General features: G+C 67.8%; 18 protein-coding genes. All 18 read right to left on the bottom strand.

Annotation, left to right across the window (positions count from 1 at the left end; all coding sequences use genetic code 11):
- Positions 1-12: 12 nt before the first annotated feature.
- The gene (locus tag FKV23_RS03050) at positions 13-1,263 is read right to left on the bottom strand and encodes an ABC transporter permease (RefSeq protein ID WP_141622526.1); all 1,251 of its coding nucleotides are present in this window, start codon (positions 1,261-1,263) and stop codon (positions 13-15) included.
- A complete protein-coding gene (locus tag FKV23_RS03045) occupies positions 1,260-2,549 on the bottom strand; it encodes an efflux RND transporter periplasmic adaptor subunit (RefSeq protein WP_208543226.1) in 1,290 nt (429 codons plus the stop codon). Before FKV23_RS03045 ends, FKV23_RS03050 begins: the two co-directional genes overlap by 4 nt.
- Positions 2,546-3,523: an HlyD family secretion protein gene (locus FKV23_RS03040; RefSeq protein WP_141622525.1), complete on the bottom strand. Its 978-nt coding sequence runs from the start codon at positions 3,521-3,523 to the stop codon at positions 2,546-2,548. The genes FKV23_RS03045 and FKV23_RS03040 overlap by 4 nt, the downstream gene beginning before the upstream one ends.
- A complete protein-coding gene (locus FKV23_RS03035) occupies positions 3,520-4,515 on the bottom strand; it encodes an HlyD family secretion protein (RefSeq protein WP_167284924.1) in 996 nt (331 codons plus the stop codon). Before FKV23_RS03035 ends, FKV23_RS03040 begins: the two co-directional genes overlap by 4 nt.
- Positions 4,499-5,173 carry an ABC transporter ATP-binding protein gene (locus tag FKV23_RS03030; RefSeq protein ID WP_141622523.1) on the bottom strand — a complete coding sequence of 225 codons (675 nt, stop codon included), beginning with the start codon at positions 5,171-5,173 and terminating at the stop codon, positions 4,499-4,501. Before FKV23_RS03030 ends, FKV23_RS03035 begins: the two co-directional genes overlap by 17 nt.
- 374 nt (positions 5,174-5,547) lie before the next feature.
- The gene (gene tkt, locus FKV23_RS03025) at positions 5,548-7,536 is read right to left on the bottom strand and encodes a transketolase (protein WP_141622522.1); all 1,989 of its coding nucleotides are present in this window, start codon (positions 7,534-7,536) and stop codon (positions 5,548-5,550) included.
- Positions 7,537-7,704: 168 nt separating this feature from the next.
- On the bottom strand, positions 7,705-9,021 hold the full coding sequence (locus FKV23_RS03020; RefSeq protein ID WP_208543224.1) for a dicarboxylate/amino acid:cation symporter: 1,317 nt from the start codon (positions 9,019-9,021) through the stop codon (positions 7,705-7,707).
- A 70-nt stretch (positions 9,022-9,091) separates the two neighbouring features.
- On the bottom strand, positions 9,092-10,774 hold the full coding sequence (locus tag FKV23_RS03015; protein ID WP_141622521.1) for a BatD family protein: 1,683 nt from the start codon (positions 10,772-10,774) through the stop codon (positions 9,092-9,094).
- Positions 10,771-12,564 carry a VWA domain-containing protein gene (locus tag FKV23_RS03010; RefSeq protein WP_141622520.1) on the bottom strand — a complete coding sequence of 598 codons (1,794 nt, stop codon included), beginning with the start codon at positions 12,562-12,564 and terminating at the stop codon, positions 10,771-10,773. Before FKV23_RS03010 ends, FKV23_RS03015 begins: the two co-directional genes overlap by 4 nt.
- Positions 12,561-13,631, bottom strand: a complete 1,071-nt coding sequence (locus FKV23_RS03005) for a vWA domain-containing protein (protein ID WP_141625011.1) — start codon at positions 13,629-13,631, stop codon at positions 12,561-12,563. The genes FKV23_RS03010 and FKV23_RS03005 overlap by 4 nt, the downstream gene beginning before the upstream one ends.
- 2 nt (positions 13,632-13,633) lie before the next feature.
- Complete coding sequence (locus tag FKV23_RS03000; RefSeq protein WP_141622519.1) at positions 13,634-14,089, bottom strand: DUF4381 domain-containing protein; 456 nt, start codon at positions 14,087-14,089, stop codon at positions 13,634-13,636.
- The gene (locus FKV23_RS02995; protein ID WP_141622518.1) at positions 14,089-15,018 is read right to left on the bottom strand and encodes a DUF58 domain-containing protein; all 930 of its coding nucleotides are present in this window, start codon (positions 15,016-15,018) and stop codon (positions 14,089-14,091) included. Before FKV23_RS02995 ends, FKV23_RS03000 begins: the two co-directional genes overlap by 1 nt.
- Positions 15,019-15,137: 119 nt before the next feature.
- On the bottom strand, positions 15,138-16,139 hold the full coding sequence (locus tag FKV23_RS02990; protein ID WP_141622517.1) for an AAA family ATPase: 1,002 nt from the start codon (positions 16,137-16,139) through the stop codon (positions 15,138-15,140).
- 166 nt (positions 16,140-16,305) lie between these two features.
- Complete coding sequence (locus tag FKV23_RS02985; protein WP_141622516.1) at positions 16,306-18,240, bottom strand: type IV pilus secretin PilQ; 1,935 nt, start codon at positions 18,238-18,240, stop codon at positions 16,306-16,308.
- 17 nt (positions 18,241-18,257) lie between these two features.
- Entirely contained in the window at positions 18,258-18,770 is a 513-nt protein-coding gene (locus FKV23_RS02980; RefSeq protein ID WP_141625010.1) for a pilus assembly protein PilP, read from the bottom strand.
- A gap of 58 nt (positions 18,771-18,828) precedes the next feature.
- Complete coding sequence (locus tag FKV23_RS02975; protein ID WP_141622515.1) at positions 18,829-19,485, bottom strand: type IV pilus inner membrane component PilO; 657 nt, start codon at positions 19,483-19,485, stop codon at positions 18,829-18,831.
- Entirely contained in the window at positions 19,482-20,255 is a 774-nt protein-coding gene (locus FKV23_RS02970; protein WP_141622514.1) for a PilN domain-containing protein, read from the bottom strand. Before FKV23_RS02970 ends, FKV23_RS02975 begins: the two co-directional genes overlap by 4 nt.
- Positions 20,255-21,313: a pilus assembly protein PilM gene (locus FKV23_RS02965; RefSeq protein WP_141622513.1), complete on the bottom strand. Its 1,059-nt coding sequence runs from the start codon at positions 21,311-21,313 to the stop codon at positions 20,255-20,257. The genes FKV23_RS02970 and FKV23_RS02965 overlap by 1 nt, the downstream gene beginning before the upstream one ends.
- Between the last annotated feature and the right edge of the window lie 158 nt (positions 21,314-21,471).

The following is a 21,471-nucleotide window of genomic DNA, read 5'->3' as shown; positions in this document are numbered from 1 at the left end:
CCATGATCGACATCAATCGTGGCGCAACGCCGTGATCGGGTCCAACTGCGCGGCCTGCCGTGCCGGGTACACGCCGAAGCCCAGGCCGACCAGCGCGCAGAAGGCAACCGACACGAGGATCGGCAGTGGCGCCCATGCCACCTGCCAGTCGGCGAACAGTGCGATCGCGTAGGCCAGCGCGGTCCCGAACGCGAGACCGAGCAGGGCGCCGGCGATGCAGATCACGGTGGCCTCGCGCAGGAACTGGGCAACGACATCGCCGCGGCGGGCACCCAGCGCGCGCAACAGTCCGATCTCGCGCCGCCGTTCGAGCACGTTGGCGAGCATGATGTTCATGATGCCGATGCCGCCGACCAACAGGCTGACACCGGCGATCGCAGCCATCACGATGCGGAAGATGCGCTGGGTCTTCTGGTGCTGCTGGAACAACTGCTGCGGTACAACCAGGCGGTAGTCCGACGCTCCGGCGTGGCGCTGCGCGAGCACGCCCGACAATGCCTTCGCACCGTCCACCAGCTGTTCCGGTTGCGCCAGCCGCAGCAGGAAACGATCGATCTCGTCCTCGGCCGGCTGGAAGCGGAAGCGTGCGCGAGCACTCTGCAGCGGGATGAACACGCGGTTGCTCTCCAGCCCCAGCTGCACGCCTTCGAACTGGTCCTTGCCGAGGTCGCGATCGGCCAGCACGCCGATCACTTCCAGCCACACGTGGTTGACCTTGACATGCCTGCCCAGTGCATCGCCGTCCGGGAACAGCGCCGCCGCGGCCTGGTGGCCAAGCACGGCCACCGCGGCCAGGCGCGCCTCGTCACCGGCGTCGAACAACCGCCCCTGTGCGACCTTCAATGACGACAGATCGAAATAATCGGCACTGACGCCGCTGGCCTCGGCATTGCTCTGGCCGTCGTCGCTGAACACCGAATGGGTCCGGACCGGCTTCTCGGCGGCGAAGCGTTCGGCGCCCGGCACCACCTGCAGCGCCGCACGGGCATCGTCGACGCTCAGGCCGAGGCTGCGCGTGCGGGTTTCCTTCAACGTCTGCTCATCCTGCGCCACCGCCTCGGCGATCAGGTTGTGCAGGCCGAGACTCTCGACCATCTGCAACGCCTCGCGCCGGCTGCCCTCGCCCACTGCCTGCATGGCGACGATCGCGCCAACGCCGAAGATCAGGCCGAGCAGGGTCAGCAGGGTGCGCAGACGGCGGCGCCACAGCTCCTCGATGGCCTCGCGCCAGATCAGCGGCAGGCGACGCAGCAATGCGCTCATGCGTCTTCCCCAGCCATGTCATCGGCACCGGCATTGGCATTGGCATTGGCATTGGCATCCATAGCGGTGGTGGTGGTGGAAGTGGTGCCAAGGCCGGCGCCGGCCAGCACCACCCGGTCACCCGGCCGCAACCCCTTGACCACCTGCGAACGGGCCGGGCCACGCACCCCGAGTTCGACCGTGCGCTCGACGACATCGCCGCCATCGAGCACGGCCACGCGGCTGACGCCGTCCTCACTGGCCAGGGCGATGTTGGGCACGCTGATCGCCTCGTCCGCGTCCAGCAACACCACCCGTGCCGCCATCCGCTGGCCGGGCACCCAGCCGAACCGGCGCACCGCTTCCGCATCCAGCGGCGCCTTCATCGACACGTACTTGACCGGATTGTTGCGACCAACCGTCTTGGCGCTGCTGGCCACCCACGACAAGCGGGTGGTGACTTCCTGGTCGGGCCGGCCGAGCGGATGCACGAGCACCTCCTGTCCGGCTTCCAGCCCCTGCGCGAGCAGTTGTGGCAGGCTCAGTTCGACTTCCAGCGAAGCGATGTCGGGCAGGCTGCCGAACTCGTTGCCGGCCCACATCGCGCTGCCGATCGCGGGCTTTTCTCCGGTCCAGTTGGCGGTCAGCATGAACACGCCGTCGTGCGGTGCGCGCAGCTCGAGCGCATCGAGATCGTCCTGCTTGGTTTTCGCGTTCAACTGGTAGGTCGCGCGCTGGGCATCGAGCACCGCCAGTTCGGCACCACCACGCTGTTCCGCCTGTCCCTGCTTCCACTCCAGCACGCCCTGCTTGACGCCGAGGAACTCGGTGTCCTGCACGGCATCCAGCAGTTCGTTGCGCGACAGCGTGGTCAGGTCGGCGCTGGCATAGCGTTCGGCGATGCCCAGTTCGGTACGGACCTGGGTCAGATCGACCGCGACCCGGCCCTGCCCGGCCACAAGCTCGGCCTGCTTGGCCTGCCGCGCCAGTGCGTTGCGCTGCAGGTCGATCCGTGCCTGCTCCAGATCCAGTTCACCGGAAGGCGCGATGAAGCGTGCGACCAGCTCGCCTTTGCCGACATGGCTGCCGTCGGCCACCACCCATTCGAGCTGGCGCTGCGACCATTGCGCGCCCGGCACCTTCAGCGGCGTGGCCTGGCCGGATTTCAGCTCGCCCTCGACCTCCATTTCCAGCCGCAGCGGTGCCGCGTGCACCTGTTCGATGACCGGGCGATCGGCATCAACGCCGCACCCGGGCAATGCTAAGGCCAGCCACAGGATCGCGCCGCCGCGGAGAGGCCCCGTCATGGTCGGGCCTCGCGTCCATTGGCCGCGCCCGGCATCGCCAGTTCGACCCGCACCGCCTGCCCGGGCTTGAGACCGGATGCCACCGCATCGAGAGTGATGTCCAGATCGACCACCGGCACCGGCTGCAGGCGCGACTTGCTGCGCACCGCCTGGCCGATGCCGGTGATGCGGCCGCGCATCGCGCTGCCCGCACCGCCCTCGATTACGACCCGCACCGGTGCACCGACCGAGACCCGCAGCAGGTCGCGCTCGGGCAGGGTCGCGGTGACGGCCAGGGTCGTCGCATCCGGGATCTCGGCCACGGTCTGGCCGCGCCAGACCTGCGAACCGACATCGAACTTCTCTCCGTTCCAGCTGCTCCGGTGAATCATCAGGCCGTCGCGTGGCGCGGCGACCTGCATCGCAACCATGTCGTGCTGGAGCTGTCCGATCTCGGCCTCCAGCCGCTCGACCTCGGATGCCAGCACGCGCATTTCCTGCCGGCGCTGCTCCGATGCCAGGCGTTCGCGCTCGCCGGCGAGCGCCTCACGCCGGGCGGCGGCCTCGCGCTCGATCACCAGCTTGCGGTACTGCACGCCGGCGATCAGCTCCTCGGGCTGTTCGGCCTTGCGCTGCGCCTTCTCCCGGTTGGCGAGCGCCTCGGCGGTGGACACCCGTTCGTTGCGCTCGCGCTCGGCATGGTCGAGCCTGAGCGTGTCGAGTTGGGTCTGTTTCTCGTTGAGTTCGCTCTGCTTGGCGGTCAGCCGCTTCATCAGCTCGGAACTGTCAAAGGCAAGCACCGGCTGGCCCTGCTTCACCGGGCTGCCGTCCGGCGCGAACTGGCTGATGTTGTACTGCCACAGCCCGTCGACCGCCGGCGGCATCAAGGCCGAACGGCTGCGCGCATAGACCTCGCCATCCATGCGCAGGTCGGCAGCCTGCACGCCGCCTGCCAGAACCGCCGCCGCGATGGCCACGCAAAACCGCAAAGTCATGGCGCTGCTCCCGCCGCCGCCACGGTCTCGTCGGACGCCGCCATCACCCGCACGCTCATGCCCGGCAGCAGTCCACCGGGCTCAGCATCGTCGAAATCGATGTCGATCATGAAGTAACGGCCATCGCCCCATTCGGGCCGGACCTCAGGTACGCCGGAGATGCTGGCGATGCGGCCGTCGACTTCGACGTCAGGCAGGGCGTCGAAGCGCAACGACACCGCCTGTCCGGCTTCCAGGCCCTGCCGGTCCGGCTCCAGTGCCCAGGCCCGCACGAGCTTGTGGCCATCGCTGACCACTTCGCCGACCTTGAAGCCCGGCCAGGCGCTGGAGCCCTCATCGAAACGGTTGCCGCTGCGCGGATCGTAGCCGTGCACCAGCACGCCCTCGCGATCGGCCCTGACCTCGGCGGTGGCGACCTGCATGGCGTGATGGTCGCGCTGCATCGCCAGCCGCCCGACCTCCAGCGCACCGTCCTCGCGGCGGCGCTGGACCGCGGCACGGGCATCCTCCAGCTCCCTGCGCTTGAGCGCGGCCTCGCGCGTCGTGCGTTCCAGTTCGCCCTGGTAGCGGTCGAAGTCCAGTCCGGACACCAGCTCGCGCGGGAGGGCCGCGTCGATCCGCGCGGTCGCCAGCCGGGCCTGGGCATCGATCAGGGCCAGTTCGGCGTCGACGCGCTTGACCTCCAGTTCGGCGACCTCCTTGGCAATCTTCGCCGTCGCCTGTTCGATCTGCGCGGTCAGGTCGCGTACCTGGGTCGCGGACGGACCGGCGTCGATGCGCAACACCACCTGCCCCTTCTCGACCCGCTCGCCTTCCGGCGCGTAGTAGCGCAGCGCCACCGGCGAGATGTTGGACGGTGGTACGTGGATGCCCTGTGCCTCCGCTGCCCGCACCTCGCCGGTCAGCACCACCGCCATGGCCGGGCATGGCAATGCCAGCGATACGGCCAGCAACAACCCTGCGACGGGACGGGACTCAGCGCACATGGTCATGCTCGATCCTCCCGTCGCGCAGGCGCACTTCGCGCGGCGCGCGGACGGCGATGTCATTGTCGTGGGTCACCATCACCACGGTCTGCCCATCGGCGTGGACCTCGTCGATCAATGCCAGCACGTCGCTGGCGGATTTCGAATCGAGGTTGCCGGTTGGCTCGTCGGCCAGCAGCACGGTCGGCCGCATCAGCAGTGCGCGGGCGATCGCGGCGCGTTGCATCTGCCCGCCGGACAGTTCGTTGGGACGGTGGTCGTGCCGCTCTGCCAGGCCAACACGTTCGAGCAGGTGCAGGGCATGTTCGCGGGCATCGGCCGGCGGGCTGCGGTTGAAGCGCAGCGGCAACAGCACGTTCTCCAGCACGGTCAGCCGCGGCAGCAGGTGGAAGCTCTGGAACACGAAGCCGATGCGGCGGTTGCGGATGTCGCTGGTGTCCTCGTCATCGAGGTGAGCCACGTCGCGGCCGTCGATCAGGTACTGGCCCTGATCGGGCCGATCGAGGCAGCCGAGGATGTTGAGCAGGCTCGATTTGCCGGAACCCGACGGGCCGGTCAGGGTCACGTACGATCCTGCCTCGATCGTCAGGTCGACCCCGGCCAGCGCGTGCACGGACTGGCCGTTCATGTCGTAGCGGCGATGGATTCCAGCCAGTTCGATCACGCGACGGTCCCTGCCCCGCAACCGGGACGCCTCCTGGAACCTGCATGGATGCAGGAAACGGCCAAGACGTCGCATGTGTCATCGCGGTACTCCCGCCCCTGTCCTGCCCCCTGTCCCATCCCGTTCTTCTCTCCCTTGCCCACCCTGTCCGGGTGGTGCAGCCACCGAGCCTACCGACGCGCACTGAGCAACGTCAACGCGCCGACCGGGACTCGGACAGCGGCATTGCGCCGCAAGTTCCCCGGACAACGACCCCGGATGGAGGTGGCAATGATGGGTTCGCCTTCGGCTCTACCCATCCTGCGGGCTGAAACAGGGTCCGAAAGAGGAACGGCGCCGCATGGGCGCCGTTCTCCATCAGGCAAACGTAAGGCTTACAGCCCTTTTGCCGCCTCGACGACCTTCTCGACGGTGAAGCCGAAGTGCGGCATCAACTGCTGGATCGGGGCCGAGGCACCGAAGGTGTCGATGCCGATCACGGCACCATCGAGGCCGACGTACTTGCGCCAGAAGTCCGACATGCCAGCTTCGACCGCGACGCGCCTACGGCAGGCATTCGGCAGCACCGATTCCTTGTAGTCAGCATCCTGGCGGTCGAACACGTCGCTGGACGGCATCGAGACCACGCGAGCCTTGTCGCCGATCTGTTCGGCGGCCTTGACCGCGAGCCCGACCTCGGAGCCGGTCGCGATCAGGATGATCTCCGGCGCGCCGACCGAATCCTTCAGCACGTAAGCACCGCGAGCGATGTCGGCGACCTGCGCTTCGCTGCGCGGCTGGTGGTCGAGGTTCTGGCGCGAGAACACCAGGCAGCTCGGGGCATCGTTACGGACGATCGCGGCCTTCCATGCCACTGCCGACTCGACCGCATCGCACGGACGCCAGACGTCGTTGTCGGGGATGTAGCGCAAGGACGCCAGGTGCTCGACCGGCTGGTGGGTCGGGCCGTCCTCGCCGAGGCCGATCGAGTCATGGGTGTAGACGTGGATCGCATGCGCGCCCATCAGCGCGCTCATGCGTACCGCATTGCGGGCATAGTCGCTGAACACCAGGAAGGTGGCGTCGTACGGAATGAACCCGCCGTGCAGGCTCAGGCCGTTGCTGATCGCGGTCATCGCGAACTCGCGCACGCCGAAGTAGATGTAGTTGGCGTCGGCGTCGTCAGTGGCGACCGACTTGCTGCCCTTCCACAGGGTCAGGTTGGAATGGGCGAGGTCGGCCGAACCGCCGACCAGCTCCGGCAGCAACGGCGCGAACGCCTCGATCGCCATCTGCGAGGCCTTGCGCGATGCGACCACCGGGCCGTCGGCCTGCAACTTCGCGATGTAGGCGTCGGCATCGGCGAGGAAAGTTTCCGGCAACGTGGCGTTGGCGCGGCGCTGCAGTTCGGCAGCCTGTTCGGGGAACTGCCTGGCATAGCCGTCGAACAGCGCGCCCCACTCCGCCTCGCGCGCGGCGCCGGCTTCCGCGGCATTCCATGCGTCCTGGATCTCCTGCGGAACGACGAAGGCGTCGTGCGCCCAGCCCAGGGCCTCGCGGGTCGCCTTGACCTCGTCCGCACCCAATGCCGCACCGTGGCTGGACTCCTTGCCGGCCTTGTTCGGCGAGCCAAAGCCGATCGTGGTCCGGCAGCAGACCAGGGTCGGCTTGTCGCTGGACTTCAGCGCGGCCTCGATCGCCCGCCTGACCTCGTCGGGATCATGACCGTCGACACCGCGGATCACGTTCCAGCCATAGGCCTCGAAGCGGGCCGGGGTGTCGTCGGTGAACCAGCCATCGGTATTGCCGTCGATCGAGATCTTGTTGTCGTCCCAGAATGCGACCAGCTTGCCCAGGCCCCAGGTGCCGGCCAGCGAAGCGGCCTCGTGGCTGATGCCTTCCATCAGGCAGCCGTCGCCCATGAACACCCAGGTGCGGTGATCGACGACCGGAAACTCCGGGCGGTTGAAGCGCTGCGCGAGCAACTTCTCGGCCAATGCCATGCCGACCGCGTTGGCGAACCCCTGGCCGAGCGGGCCGGTGGTGGTCTCCACACCCGGGGTCATGAAGTTCTCCGGGTGGCCCGGGGTCCTGCTGTCGAGCTGGCGGAAGTTCTTCAGCTCGTCGAGCGGCAGGTCGTAGCCGGCCAGGTGCAGCAGCGCGTACTGCAGCATCGAGCCATGGCCGTTGGAGAGGATGAAGCGGTCGCGGTTGAACCACTTCGGATTGTCCGGATTGTGGCTTAGGTAGTCGTTCCACAGTACTTCGGCGATGTCGGCCATGCCCATTGGCATGCCGGGATGACCGGAGTTGGCGGCCTGGACCGCGTCGATGGCGAGGAATCGGATGGCGTTCGCGAGATCGCGGCGGCTGGGCGTCGTCATGGTGTCGGGCAGGTCTTGGGAAGCGGCGGAGGCGCCCGCGACGCGGCGGCCGGCGGGTCCGAACGGGGTCCGGACCGGGCCTGGCGAGACGGCGGGCGCGCTATTGTCCCATCCGGAAGCGGCGCTGTCGCCCCGCCGCAGCCACTTGCAGCAGAAAATCCCTGCCGGTCAGTCCGCGTCCGGCGAGTATGTCGCGGTTGCGATCCCCGCCCGGGCCTCGCTGCGGCCGATCACCACCGAGCCGGCCATGTCGCCGCCGACATTGACCACGGTGCGGCACATGTCGAGGAAGCGGTCGACACCGAGGATCAGGCCGATGCCCTCTGGCGGGATGCCGAACATCACCAGGATCATCGCGATCACCGGCAGCGAGCCGCCCGGCACGCTGGCGGCGCCTATACCGCCGAGGATGCACAGCATCAGGACCAGCACCTGCTGTCCCAGCGACAGGTCCACCCCGAAGAACTGGGCCAGGAACAGCACGGTGATACCCTCGAACAGGGCAGTGCCATTCATGTTGGCGGTGGCGCCGAGGGTGCAGACGAAGCGGACCACGCGGCGCGGCACCCCGAGGTTCTCCTCGGTGACCTTGAGCGTGGTCGGCAGGGTCGCGCTGGAGGAGGAGGTCGAGAATGCGGTCAGCAGGGCCGGCTCGGCGCCACGGAAGAACGCCAGCGGCGACATGCCACCGAAGACCCGCAGCAGCAGCGGGATCACGATGAAGAAATGGATGCCCAGCGCCAGCACCACGGTGCCGACGAAGCGCGCCAGCTGCACCAGCACCTCGAAGCCGAGCTTGGCGGTGATCGAGAACAGCAGCGCGGCGACCGCGTACGGGGCCAGCTGGATCACCCAGCCGATCAGCTTCAGGCAGATATCGTAGACGCCCTGCACCGCGGACACGAAGCTGCGGGTGCCATCGCTGCGGACCACGGTGGCGGCGATGCCGAACATCAGGGCGAAGAACATCACCGCGATCAGGTCGCCGTTGGCGGCGGCCTGCACCGGGTTGCGCGGCACGATGTTGAGCAGGATCTGGATGCCGGACACGCCCTCGCGCCTGCCGGCGACCTCGGCGGCGCGCTCGGACGAAGCGGCGAGCAGGGTCTGGCCGACCTCCTGAGGCAGGCCGCGGCCGGGTTCGAGCAGGTTCACGCAGACCAGGCCGATGGTCACCGCCACCGTGGTCACCGCGAGAATCCAGAGCAGGGTCTTGCCGCCGATGCGGCCGAGCGAGCGGGGATCGCCGATTTCAACCACGCCCAACACCAGCGCCGAGAACACCAGCGGCATCACCAGCATGAACAGCAGGCGCAGGAACAGCTGGCCAACCGGGTCGGTGACGTAATGGATCAGGCCGTCGAGCCAGCCGGCCTGGCCGGCGAAGAAATTGGCGAGGACACCGGCGCCAGCGCCGACGATGAAGCCGATCAGCATGCGGGTGTGCAGGGGCATGCCGCCTGGTTTGCCGTGGGTCTCGGTCATGGGACTCGCTTGGGTCGGGACCGGGCGAGCTTAGCAAACCGCGCCAGCTGCAGGCCGGGCCGTGTTGGCGTCATTCGCGCGGATACAGTGGCGGCAGCGGCGATGCTTCGGGCTCGACAACCGCCTTCCAGCGTGGCCCGTGCACGAATGCCGTGCGCAGCTGGTCGCGTGCCCCGGGACCGTCGCCGCCGGCCCAGCGCGCGCGCTGCATGGCCTCGACCGCCTGCCGTTGCGCAGGGTCGTCGAGGCGGACGATCACCGCGTCGACGGTCGCGACGGGCGGTTGTGCCATCGCGCACAGCGCTTCGGCCACGTCCTCGAAACTGCCCATGTCGAGCGCTTGGCGCAGCACCGACGGGTCCGGGCGCACCGCCACACCATCCACGGTGGCGGCTCTCGCTTTCGCTGTCGCCATCGGCTGGCGACGGTGCAGGCCCCACAACAATGTGGCCAGCCACAGCATCGCGAACAGCGCAGCGGCGGCGGCCCAGTAACGGGCATTGCCGTCATCGGCCGACGCCGGGACTTCGATGCGGTCCGAGGGGCGAGGCGAGACGACAGGCGTCGGCGCGGAGGCATCGGTGGTCGGTGCCATCTTCGCCAACGCATCTCCGGCGTCGGCCCGCACCGTCCACGACAATGCCGGCAGGGTCGCCGAGCGTGTCTGGCCGGCCGCCACGTCCCACCAGTCCATGCGCACGCCGGACAGCTGCACCTCCCCGGCACGGTCGGGCACCAGCGAGAAGCTGCGGGTGAGCTTTACCCGCGGCCGGCCGTCTACGAAGGTCTCGTCGATCTGCGGCCGCTCGGCGAACACCTGCACGCCATCGATCGGCGGCAATTCCAGTTCCGGCATCTGGGTCGCGGTGGCGCCGTCGGCAAGTGCTTCGATGGTCAGGGTGGCGGCATGCCCCTGGCGCAAGCCGGACGGGTTGGCGCGATAGCGCAACTGCAGGTCATGCAGCGGCAACCAGGGCTGTGGGGCATCGGCCGGAATCGACTGGACCTGCAAGGCATGGGCCGGGGCCTGCGCCTGCAGCCGATTGCCGCGGCGGCCGCCAAACATGTCGTCGAAGAAGCTGGCGGCGCTGCGACCCTCGAAGGTCGCACCCGGTACCCGCAGCTCACCGCTGTGCTCGGGAATCAGCATGTAGCGGCGCTCGATCACCTGGTAGCGGCGGCCACCCATCGTGCGCGAATACTGCGCGTCGTTGCCGACGCGCTGGAATGCGACACCGTCCGGGATCGGCTGGTCGAGGGTACCGGTGACGATCGGCACCGCCGCGTACAGGCGCACCACCCAGCCCACCGACTGCTGCACGTAGGGCCGCGAATGATCGGGGCCGCTCTCGATGAAGACATCTTCGCCGGCGCCAGCGACAGGGCGGTCGTCGGCCGGCGTGACCACCAGCGACAGCGGCGAAGTCCGTTCGTTGCCGACCCGGATCGCCGGCACGGTCAGTACGCCGTCGCGACGCGGTTTCAGCGCCACCGCGAACAGGCTGCGCCGGTTGCCGCGGCGACTGGTGTGGCCGCTGAGCCCGAACTCGGTTTCCAGTGGCGCGTAGTCGGGGGATGCGCTGGCGGTCGCATCGGTCTCGATGTTGAGGGTGACGGTTTCGCCCAGCGCGATGCGGTCACGGTCGAGCCAGGCACGGGTGGCCGCACCGGCATGGCCAGCGAGCAGTCCCAGCAACAGGAACAGGACGAACCGGCCCGGGAACGACGGCAGATGCGTCGACGACTGACTCATCGGTTGGAACCTCCGGGGCCGCCCTGCCAGCGGCGGCGCTCGTATTCGATACGGAATTTCTCACGCAACAGGCCGCCCGGATCGTCCGGGACCCGGCGCAACCAGGCTTCATTGGCGATCCGCCGTTCGCGCTCGGCCGGAGTTTCGGACGCTTCCGCCATGCCCGCCCCGGCCTCCTCCTCACTGCCCTCCTCCTCCAGCGCCTGCTGCATGCGCTGGCGCTGGGCTTCGTCGGCTGCCTGCTGGGCTTCGCGGTCATCGGCGGATGCGGCTTCCGCCGGCGTGTCATCGCCACCGTCCGCATCATCCTGCCGGCTCGACCGATCAGCGTCATCGGCCGATTCGCCTTCGGCGCCGGGATCGGGCTGGCCCTGCGAGTCGCTCGTATCGGCCGGTCCCGGCTCCGGGGTTTCGCCCCCCTGCTGCTCGGAGTCCTGCTCGCCGGAAGGGTCTTCCTGTTCGTTCTGGCCGCCACCGTCCTGCTGCGGCTGGCGCTGCATGACCGCCTCTACCGCCGCGCGGTTGGCGATGGCGTCCTCCATCCCGGGCTGCAGTTGCAAAGCACGGTCGTAGGCTTCGAGCGCCTGCGGGTACTGTCCGGCCTTGGCCAGGGCATTGCCGCGGTTGTAATGGCCAGTAGCGGAATCGACCCCGGCATAGCCTTCGGCCGCGGTCGCGTAATCCTCGCGGCGGTAGGCCTCGGCGGCTCCGGTCAGGCGGCGGTGCTCGACCTGATCGCCGCGACGCCACCAGTCCGCGGCCTGCACGGGCGCCATCGGCAGCCACAGCGCGAACACCAGCACCGCCAAAGTCGCGCCACGGCGGAATGCCAACAGCAACAACAGCATCACCGGCGGCAGCAGCCAGAACCCTTCGTCGAGCCACGCGCTGCCGGCATGGGCCTGCTCGCTGGCATCGGCGACGTCGGCATTGAGCACGCCCAGGCTTTCAAGGTCATTGTCTTCGGCCGCAAGCCGGGCATAGCGGCCGCCTCCGGCGCTGGCGACGCGGCGCAGTTCGACCTCGTCGAAGCGCGCGCTCGCGGCCCTGCCGTCGATGGCCCGATAGGCCACGCCGCCACTGCGGCCCAGTCCAAGTACGGCGACCTCGAATCCGTCGGCACGGGCCGACGCGGCGGCTTCGGTCGCGCGATCGTCGGCGCCGCCGGTCATCAGCAGGATCCGGCCACGCTCGAAACCGGCCTGCCGCATCAGCCGTACCGCGGCCTCGATCGCGCGGTCGGCGCGCTGGCCGTCGACCGGCATGATGTCGGGGGCGAGCGCATCGATGAACAGCGCGACATTGGCCGCGTCATCGGTGATCGGAGCGACCGTGAAGGCATCGCCTGCAAACGCCAGCAGGCCGATCGGGCCTTCCTCGCGCGTGGACAACAGGGTGACGAGCTTGGCCCGCGCCTGCGCCAGTCGTGACGGCGGCGGATCAGCGGCGAGCATCGCACCCGACAGGTCCAACGCCACCACCAGCGGGACGCGGCCCTGCCACAGTGGCTGTTCGACCTGACGCCAGCTCGGGCCGGCCAGGGCCAGTATCGCCAGCGTGTAGGCGAGCACGCCGGCCAGCAGGCCCAATCCATGCCGCCAGTGCCGGCGCGGCGCTGCAACGCCATCGAGCAGGTGCGGCAACAGGTGTGGATCGATCACGCTGCGCCAGACATCGGCCCGGCGCCGCCGCCACGCCCAGGCCCAGGCCAGCAGCGGCAGTAGCAGCAATGCCCACAGCCAGCCCGGGCGAAGCAGGTGCAGCGCGGACAGCTCGGGAAGCAGGATCATTGCCCTGTCCTCCCAAGAGCCGGCCCAGGATCTGCGCGCCGCCTGTGCGGCCCCAGCAGGAACGACAACAGGGCCAGCACGAACGCGGCCGACAGCGGCCACGCATAGCGTTCGATCCGCGGTCGCAATGCCGGTCCGGGGCGCTCGACCGGCTCGAGACGGTCGATCTCGGCATAGATGCCGGCCAACTGGGCGGTGTCGCGGGCGCGGAAGAAACGGCCGCCGGTCTGCTCGGCGATCGCACGCAGGGCGTTCTCGTCGATTTCGTCGCCACCACCCGGCATTGGCAACTGGAAACCGAACACCGACAGCACGCCGTCGCCACCGAATGCGACCGTGTGCACGCGCACGCCGTTGTCGCGCGCCAGCTCGGCGGCTTTCAGCGGCTCCAGCAGGCCGGCGGTGTTGACGCCATCGGTCAGCAGGATCAGCACGCGCTTGCCCTCGGGCTGCTCGCGCAGGCGCTTGACCGCGAGGCCGATCGCATCGCCGATCGCGGTTTCCTGACCGGCCAGGCCAACCACGCTGTCCTGCAGCTGCTGGCGTACGGACTCATGGTCGAGGGTCAGCGGGGTCAGGGTGTAGGCGCGGCGGCCGAACACCAGCAGCCCGACCCGGTCGCCGACACGGCGGTCGAGAAAGTCGGCCAGCACCGCCTTGGCCGCGGTCAGACGGTCGACCGGGCGTCCACCGAGACTCATGTCCGGCTCCTGCATGCTGCCCGACAGGTCCAGCGCCAGCATCAGGTCGCGCGCCGACTGCGGCGGCTGCACCGGCTCGCCGAGCTGCTGCGGCCGGGCCGCGGCCACGCAGAGCAGGATCCAGGCCAGCCAGAGCAACAGGCCCGGCCCGAGACCGGGGCGGCCCCGCCTTCCCCCTCCCGCAACCTCGGCCAGTCGCGCCGCATGCGGCAGGCGCAGGGCCGGCGAAGATACCGGCGCGGCCGGCAACAGCCACAACACCAGCAAAGGAAGGGGGATGGCCAGCAGCCACAGCGGCCAGACCAGCTGCAATTCCGGCCACGAAGCCAGCCATGGCGACGACACCGACACAGGCAGCAGGGACATGCTCATCGCAGCCCCATCCATTCGAGGAAGCGGGCCCGCACCAGCGGCCGCAGCTGCGCCACCTGCTCCGGGTCGACTTCCCGGCGATAGCCGCCGTCGAGCAGCAGGTTGCCGAGTTCGCCATCGAAACGCGGCAGCGACTGTCCCTGGTCGAGGAACGCGCGCCAGGCCGCATCCTTCAGACGGTCGGCATTCGCGTCGCGCGAACGGGCCGCGCGACGCAACAGTTCGGACATCGCCGCGACCTGTGCCGCCGGGGTCGGCGCAGCATCGACCATGCCGTCGAACAGGGCGGCGATCCGCTCGCGATGACGGCGCCGGCGGCGCAGCCACCATCCGAAACCCGCCAGCAGCGCCAGTATCCCCAGCGCCAGCAGCCACCAGCCCGGTGCCGGCGGCCACCACGACGGTGCCGACGGCTGATGGATATCGCGCAGGATCAGTGTTGCGACAACCATCACGCCACCAGTGGCCGCGCCCGGCCCAGCAGCGGCAGCCAGGCATCGCTGTCGCCATCGCTGGACAAGGCCATGGCGCGTACGCCGCGAGCCGGCAGCCGTTCGAGGGCGGCCTCCACCGGCACCTTGAATGCCTGGTTCCAGCGCGAGCGCAGCGCAGCGCTGCCCAGATCCAGCTCCAGCCGCGAATCCCCCTGTCTCGCCCCCTCCACTCCAGCACGGAACGGCAACAGCGCCCTCGGCGGATCGGTTTCCAGCGGGTCGGTCAGCAACAGCACGATCACTTCGTGATGTTGGGCCAGTACCGGCCAGCGACGTTCCGGGATCGCCGCCACGCTGGCCGGATCGGCCAGCACCACCAACCGCGAACCTGGACGCAACAGGCGTTCGGCATGCTCCAGCGCCACCGCAAGCCCGGCATCGTCGGCCGGCGCGTGCCGGTACCAGCGCACCAGCGCATCGAGCACCCGCAGGACCCCGCGGGTGCCGGACGCCGGCGTGACCGGCGGTTCGGACACGCTGCCGCGCAGGGCCGCAATACGGTCGCCATCACGGGCCGCGGCCCAGGCCGCGATCGCGCCCACGCGTGCCGCCTGCACCGACTTGAAACGCACCCGGGTGCCGAAATACAGCGACGGCCGGGTATCGCCGACGATCAGGGTCAGGCGCTCACGCTCGGCCTGGTACAGCTTGGTGTGCGCGCGCCCGGTGCGGGCGGTGAGTCGCCAATCGATGTGGCGGGCATCGTCGCCGGCCACGTATTCACGCGACTCGGCGTATTCCATCCCGCGCCCGCGCAACGGCGACAGCGCATGGCCACTGCCGCCAAAGCGGCCTTTCCGCGCACGATGGCGACCCGTCGCGCTGCCACGCAACGCGACCAGCTCGGCCAGCGTCGGTTCGATGCCATTGTCGGCAGGTGCGCTCATGCCTTGCTCGAACAATCTTCGTGGACCCGGGCCGGTGCGGATGAGCACGGACAAGGCCTGTCGTATCCGGCGCCTGCCTTGCCCGCGTTCATCCGCGTGATCGGTGGCCAAATAATCACTCAGGGCAGCGGAACCAACCGCAACAGCTCGGTGACCAGGCGGGCGCCATCCCAGCCTTCGGCGGTCGCCTCGTAGCTGGGCAGCACGCGGTGGCGCAGCACGTCGGGGGCAACTCCGCGCACGTCGTCCGGCGTCACGTAGTCACGCCCGGCCAGCCAGGCATGCGCGCGCGCGCAACGCTCCAGCGCGATCGAACCACGCGGGCTCGCACCCCAGGCGATGCGGCGACCGAGGGCGGCGTCATAGCGGGCCGCATCACGCGAGGCCAGCACCAGCTCGATCAGGTAGCGCTCGACCGCCGGCGCGACGTGCAAGTCGAGCACGGCGGCGCGGGCGGCGAACACATCCTCGATCGGGATGCGCTCGACCATCGCAGGCTTGTGTTGCATCGTCTCGCGTGCACGCTCGCGCGCCAGCCGCAGGATCTCGGTTTCGGCTTCCGCCTCCGGATAGCCGATGTGTACGTGCATCAGGAAGCGGTCGAGCTGGGCTTCGGGCAACGGAAAGGTGCCCTCCTGCTCGATCGGATTCTGGGTCGCCATCACCAGGAACAGCTGTGGCAACGGATAGGTCGCCCGGCCCACCGTCACCTGGCGCTCGCCCATCGCCTCCAGCAACGCCGACTGCACCTTGGCCGGTGCGCGGTTGATCTCGTCGGCGAGCAGGATCGGGTGGAACACCGGTCCGGGCTGGAACTCGAAGCGCCCGTCCTGAGGACGCCAGACCTCGGTGCCGGTCAGGTCGGCGGGCAGCAGGTCGGGGGTGAACTGGACGCGGGCAAAGTCCGCCTCCAGCCGCGAGGCCAGTGCGCGGATCGCGGTCGTCTTGGCCAGGCCGGGCGCGCCCTCGACCAGCAGATGGCCATCGGCCAGCAGGGCGATCAGCAGGCGTTCGATCAGCGCTGCCTGGCCGACGATCTCCGCCGACAGCGCATCGCGCAGGGCCTTGAAGGTGTCGTGAAGACGAGTGCCGCTGGCCGTCTCGGCCGTCATGCTGTCCATCGTGTTCTCGGCTCGTGGGGAGTGCCCCAGTTTGACCTGTTTCGGTGCCGTCGGTTCAACGGCTCCCGCCCGATCAGCTTCATCGATGATTCAAACAGGGGCCAAAGCCCATGAAAAAAGGGCCCAAGGGCCCTTTTTTCATCCTGCCGGATCATCCGGCATCGACTCAGTCACGCTGTTCGACGCGGAGCACCTTTGGCGTCACCATGATCAACAGTTCGGCCTTGTCCTTGTTGCGGCCCTTCTTCTTGAACAGGTTGCCGAGGAACGGGATGTCACCCAGGAAGGGCACCTTGGTGATGTCCTCGCGATTGACGAACTCGTAGACACCGCCGACAACCACCGTCTGCCCGTCCTCGACAAGCACCGCCGTATTGACCTCGCGCTTGGCGATCTGCGGTACCTGACCGATGCCCGAACTGATGAAGCCCTCGATCTCGTCCTTCTTGACGTTCATGTTGAGGAACACGCGGCCGTCATGGGTAATGGTCGGGGTGACCTTGAGCTCAAGCAGCACGTCCTTGAACTCGACGGTGGGCGTCGGCACGGTACCCTGCCCGGCTGGTCGGATAGTGACATAGCCCACTTCCTGGCCCTGCCGGATCACCGCCTCACGCTGATTGCTCGTGACCACGCGGGGATTGGAGATCACCTCGCCGCGGCCCTGCTGCTGCATGGCGGAAAGCTCGATGTCCAACGCATAGCCGGCATTGAGGATCGACAGTGCAACCGAGCCCGCCGGGTCAGTCACACCAAGATTGCTCATGAGCCCTCGCGTGAGCTCCCAGGTCTGACCGGGGCCCGCGGTAACAGCCGAATTCTGGCTGTCGATATTGTTCTCGATGGAGCTGTTGAACCACACGTCTCCGTCGCGGGTATACCCGGAGATACCGAACCTGGCACCCAGCTCGCGCGCGAAGGTATCGGTGGCGATCACCACCCGCGCCTCGATCAGAACCTGGTCGACCGGACGGTCGATGACCCGGATCAGCTCGCGCATCTGCACGATCTTCTTCGGGATGTCGCTGATCATCAGGGTATTGGTGCGCTCATCGGCAACAATGCGGCCACGCGGCGACAGGAATCCGTTGTCATTCTGGTTCGTAGCGGACTGACCTCTTTCGCCACCGCTCTGTATTCCCTTGGCCTCGGTCAGTGCCTTGTAGATCTGCGCGGCGTTGTGATAGTTGATCTGGATATATTCAGTCGCCAGGTCGACACGGTTATCGAGGGCGATGCGGGCATCTTCCTTGTCCTGCTCGTACTTGGCGATCTCGGCCTGTGGTGCGACCCACACCACGTTGCCGGTGCGGCGCTTGTCCAGCCCCTTGGCCTGCAGGACCAGATCCAGGGCCTGGTCCCATGGCACGTTGACCAGGCGCAGGGTGACGTTGCCCTGCACGGTGTCGGCGGCAACGACGTTGAGACCGGACTCTTCGGCGATCAGCTGCAGCACCGTGCGCACCGGCACGTCCTGGAAGTTGAAGGTCACCGGTCGGCCACCATAGTTCCTCTGGGCGCTGCCACTGCCGACCGCCCCGGTCGAGGTGGCGGCGCCGACCGCGCGACCGGCCGGCGCTGCCGCGCTCGGCACGATCTCGACGATGTAATCGGTTCCGCTCTGGTAGGCCATCGACTCGTAGTTGCCCTTGGTGCTCAGGGTCAACATGGTGCCGTTGCCCGAGTTGCGGGCATCAATGCGCTGCACCGGGGTGGCGAAGTCGGTGACGTTGAGCGGGCGCTGCAGGCTGGCCGGCAATTCGGCGTTGCCGACGTTGATGGTCACTGTCGAGCCGTTGCTGCGGAGATCCGGAGCGGCACCCTCGCCGCTGAAGCTCAGGACCAGCCGGCCGGCACCGCCGTCGCCGCGCTTGAAGTCGATCTTCGACACTTCGATGGCATCGGGCAGGCGCTTGGCCGGATCGGTACCGGATACCGGCGTGGCCTGTCCGATCACGAACGGGGCAACGACAGGCGCCGGCTCCTGTGCGTGGACGGCGCTGAACGCCGCAATCGCGCCGACGGCAACACCGAGCCCGGCACTGCGCATGGATGTTGCGCGCCGGGCCGGCCGCGGGCTGTTGGCGTTGAATACGGTCATCGTGCTATCCCCCAAACTCATTGATCTTCCAACGCGACGGATGACGGGCGTTCAAGCCAGCCCCCCGCACCATCCGGCACAAGTTCCACCAACTCGATGCGATCTTCATGGACGGCGGTCACGCGACCGTCGCTCTGCCCCATGTAGGCACCGGGCCGTACCCGATACGTCACCTTGTCCGGCGCCATCACCAGCGCCACGATGCTGCCGCCACTGCCAAGCGTGCCGACCATGTCCAGACTGTCGAGCGGGAATTGCTCGAGCGTCTGCTTGCGACGGGTCGAATCCGGGCGTGGCCCACTGTTGCCGTCTTCGTCGCGGAAGGCGCGGCTGAACGGGTCGCGCATGCCCTGCGCGGCGTACTCGAACGTCTCGAACTGCTGCATCACCGGCAACGGGTCCAGCGGCGGTGCTGGCCGTGCCTTGACCTCGGCGATCCACTTGTCGAGGTTCGGCGCATCACCCGGTGTACTGGTGATCCCGCGCCCACAACCTGCCAGAACGATCAACATCGCGCCTGCGAGCAACATCCGCGGCAGAGGATGAACGGCAGAGGTATTTGGAATATGCATTCTCACGCTCTCCCTTTCATTTACTACCGGCCTGGGCCGCCTGCTGCTCGGCGACTTCTTCTTCGTCGAGATAGCGATAGGTCTTGACCGTGCCGACCAGTTCAAGCGGGCTGTTGGGCAGGATCGGAGCATTCTTGTCCTTGCCCTTGGGCTGCAGCGAAATGTCGTGCATGGTCATGATGACCACGCGCGGCAGCGAGGCGACACCGCTGACGAAGGAACCGAACTGGTGGTAGGAACCCACCATGCGCAACTCGATCGGCTTCTCGGCGTAGAACTCGCGCGGCTGCTCGGGTCCGGGCTGGAACAGCTCGTTGCTGATGCCGGTGGCCAGCGCGGTCTGCGAAATGTCGACGATCAGATCCGGCATCTCGGTCTTGCTCGGCAACTGGCGCAGCATCTGCTGGAGCTGCTGCTCCATCTGCGCGAGCTGTTGCTTGAGCGGTTCGAGGTTGGCCGCACGGCTCTGCTTCGTCTCGAATTCGGTCCGCAGCTCGGATTCGGTCCGCTCCAGCCGTTCCAACTGCTCGCGCTGGTCGCTGATGAACAGGTACCAGGCCAGACCGACGATGATCAGGCCCATGATCACGCAGAAGCCGATCTTGGCCTGCTGCGGCCAGCTTCCCATGTTGTTGAAATCGAGCTCCCGCAGGGAGACCTTTTTCTTGCTCATGACGCAGCTCCTGTTGCGGGTTCGGCGGGAGCGGCTTCTCCAGCCTCATCCGCGGCCGGCTCGGCGCTGTCGGCTTGCTCCGCAGGCGCGGATTCGCCGCTCGGTTCCCCCGTCGCAGGCGCGCCGGATGCCTCCATCAGGCTCGCAGGCGCTGCGGCTCCGGTTGTGGCCCCGTCTGTCAGCGGCTCCTCATCCAGGTTGATCTCGCCACCTTCATCCTCTCCGGCATTCGGATTGGCAAGAGTGACCTGCAGCTTGAACTCGTACGGCAACCCCTTGTCTTCGCCCTTGGCCTCGATGACCGACAGATCGGGCCTGGTCATCCAGCCGGAGCCTTCGAGGTTGCGCATATAGGTACTGACCCGCGAGTTCGACTGCGCGCGGCCGGTCAGACTCAGGGTCTTGTCGTCCTGCTTGATCGCAGTCAGGATCACGCCGTCGGGAATGGTGCGGACCAGCGAGTCGAACAGGTGCACCATCTGCGAGCGGTTGGCCTGCAGATCTTCGATGACTTCCTTGCGTGCCAACAGCCGGCCCTTGGTTTTTTCCAGCTCCTCGATTTCCTTGATCTGCTTGTCGACCTCGGTGATCTGCTGCTTGAGGAAACCGTTGCGGGCGTTCTGGCCGCTGATCTGGCCGTTGTAGTAGCTGATGATGAGGAAGGAGAGCGCGATCGCGCCCAGCGCGGCCAGCGCCACCATCACGCCGAACTCTTTCTGCCGCTGCTTGCGACGGTCGACGCGCCATGGGAGCAGATTGATTCTTGCCATCAGTCGAAGCTCCTCAAGGCAAGGCCACAGGCGATCATCAGCGCCGGCGCGTCCTGCGCCAGGGCGTGGGCCTGGACACGTGGGCCGAGGGTCATGTTCGCGAGCGGGTTGGCGACCATCGTCGGCACACCCAGTTGCTCCTCGACCATCTGGGCGATGCCCGGGATCGAGGCGCAGCCGCCGGCGATCACGATCTGGTCGACACGGTTGAACTCACTGCCGGCGTAGAAGAACTGCAGCAGGCGGCTGACCTGCTGGGCCATCGCCTCCTTGAACGGCTCCAGGACCTCGACCTCGTAGCTTTCCGGCAATCCGCCCTGGCGTTTGGCCAGGCCGGCCTCCTCGTAGCTCAGGCCGTAGCGGCGCATGACTTCGTCAGTCAGCTGCTTGCCGCCGAACACCTGTTCGCGGTTGTAGATGCTGCGCCCGTTGCGGATCACGTTGAGGGTGGTCATGGTCGCGCCGGCATCGATCAGCGCGACCAGGCCGTCACGCGGCCCGCTCAGCTGCTCGGCAATCAGGGCGAACGCGTTCTCGACCGCGAACGCCTCCACGTCCATGACCTTCGGGATCAGCCCGCCCAGTTCCAGCGCGGAGGCGCGGACCTCGACGTTCTCGGCGCGCGAAGCGGCAAGCAGGACCTGCACGGTCTCGGCGCTGCCCGGCACCGGGCCGAGTACCTCGAAGTCGAGGTTCACTTCCTCGATCGGGTACGGCACATAGTTGACGGCTTCCAGCTCGATCGCCGACTCCATGTCGTCGTCGTCCAGATCGGCCTGCATCGGGATCACCTTGGTGATCACCGACGACCCCGCCACAGCGGCGGCGGCATGGCGGGCCCGGGTCCCGGACCGCGATACGGCGCGCTTGATCGCCTGGCCGACGGCCTCGACCTCGACCAGGTTCTTCTCGATCACTGCGTTCGGCGGCAGTGGCTCCACGGCGTAATGCTCGACGCGGTAGCGACTCCCGGACCTCGACAGCTGCAGCAGCTTGACTGCAGTCGAACTGATGTCCACGCCGACGAGAGCCGGCTGGCTTTTTGTGATGACACCCACGATCTTCTCCCCATGCCACAAGCGCTTACGCGCACTTCGTGTGGCCCCGTCTTAGATAACGGACTTTTGAGAGGCTGGCAACCACTTCATGCAGAATCTGCCCCTCGTCGTCACTTTATGGCCGCTGTCGACGGCCTGAACCCCCTCCCCCTGACTGG

The sequence above is a fragment of the Lysobacter alkalisoli genome, assembly GCF_006547045.1.
Taxonomy (GTDB): domain Bacteria; phylum Pseudomonadota; class Gammaproteobacteria; order Xanthomonadales; family Xanthomonadaceae; genus Marilutibacter; species Marilutibacter alkalisoli.
This window is presented reverse-complemented; position numbering and strand designations above follow the sequence as displayed.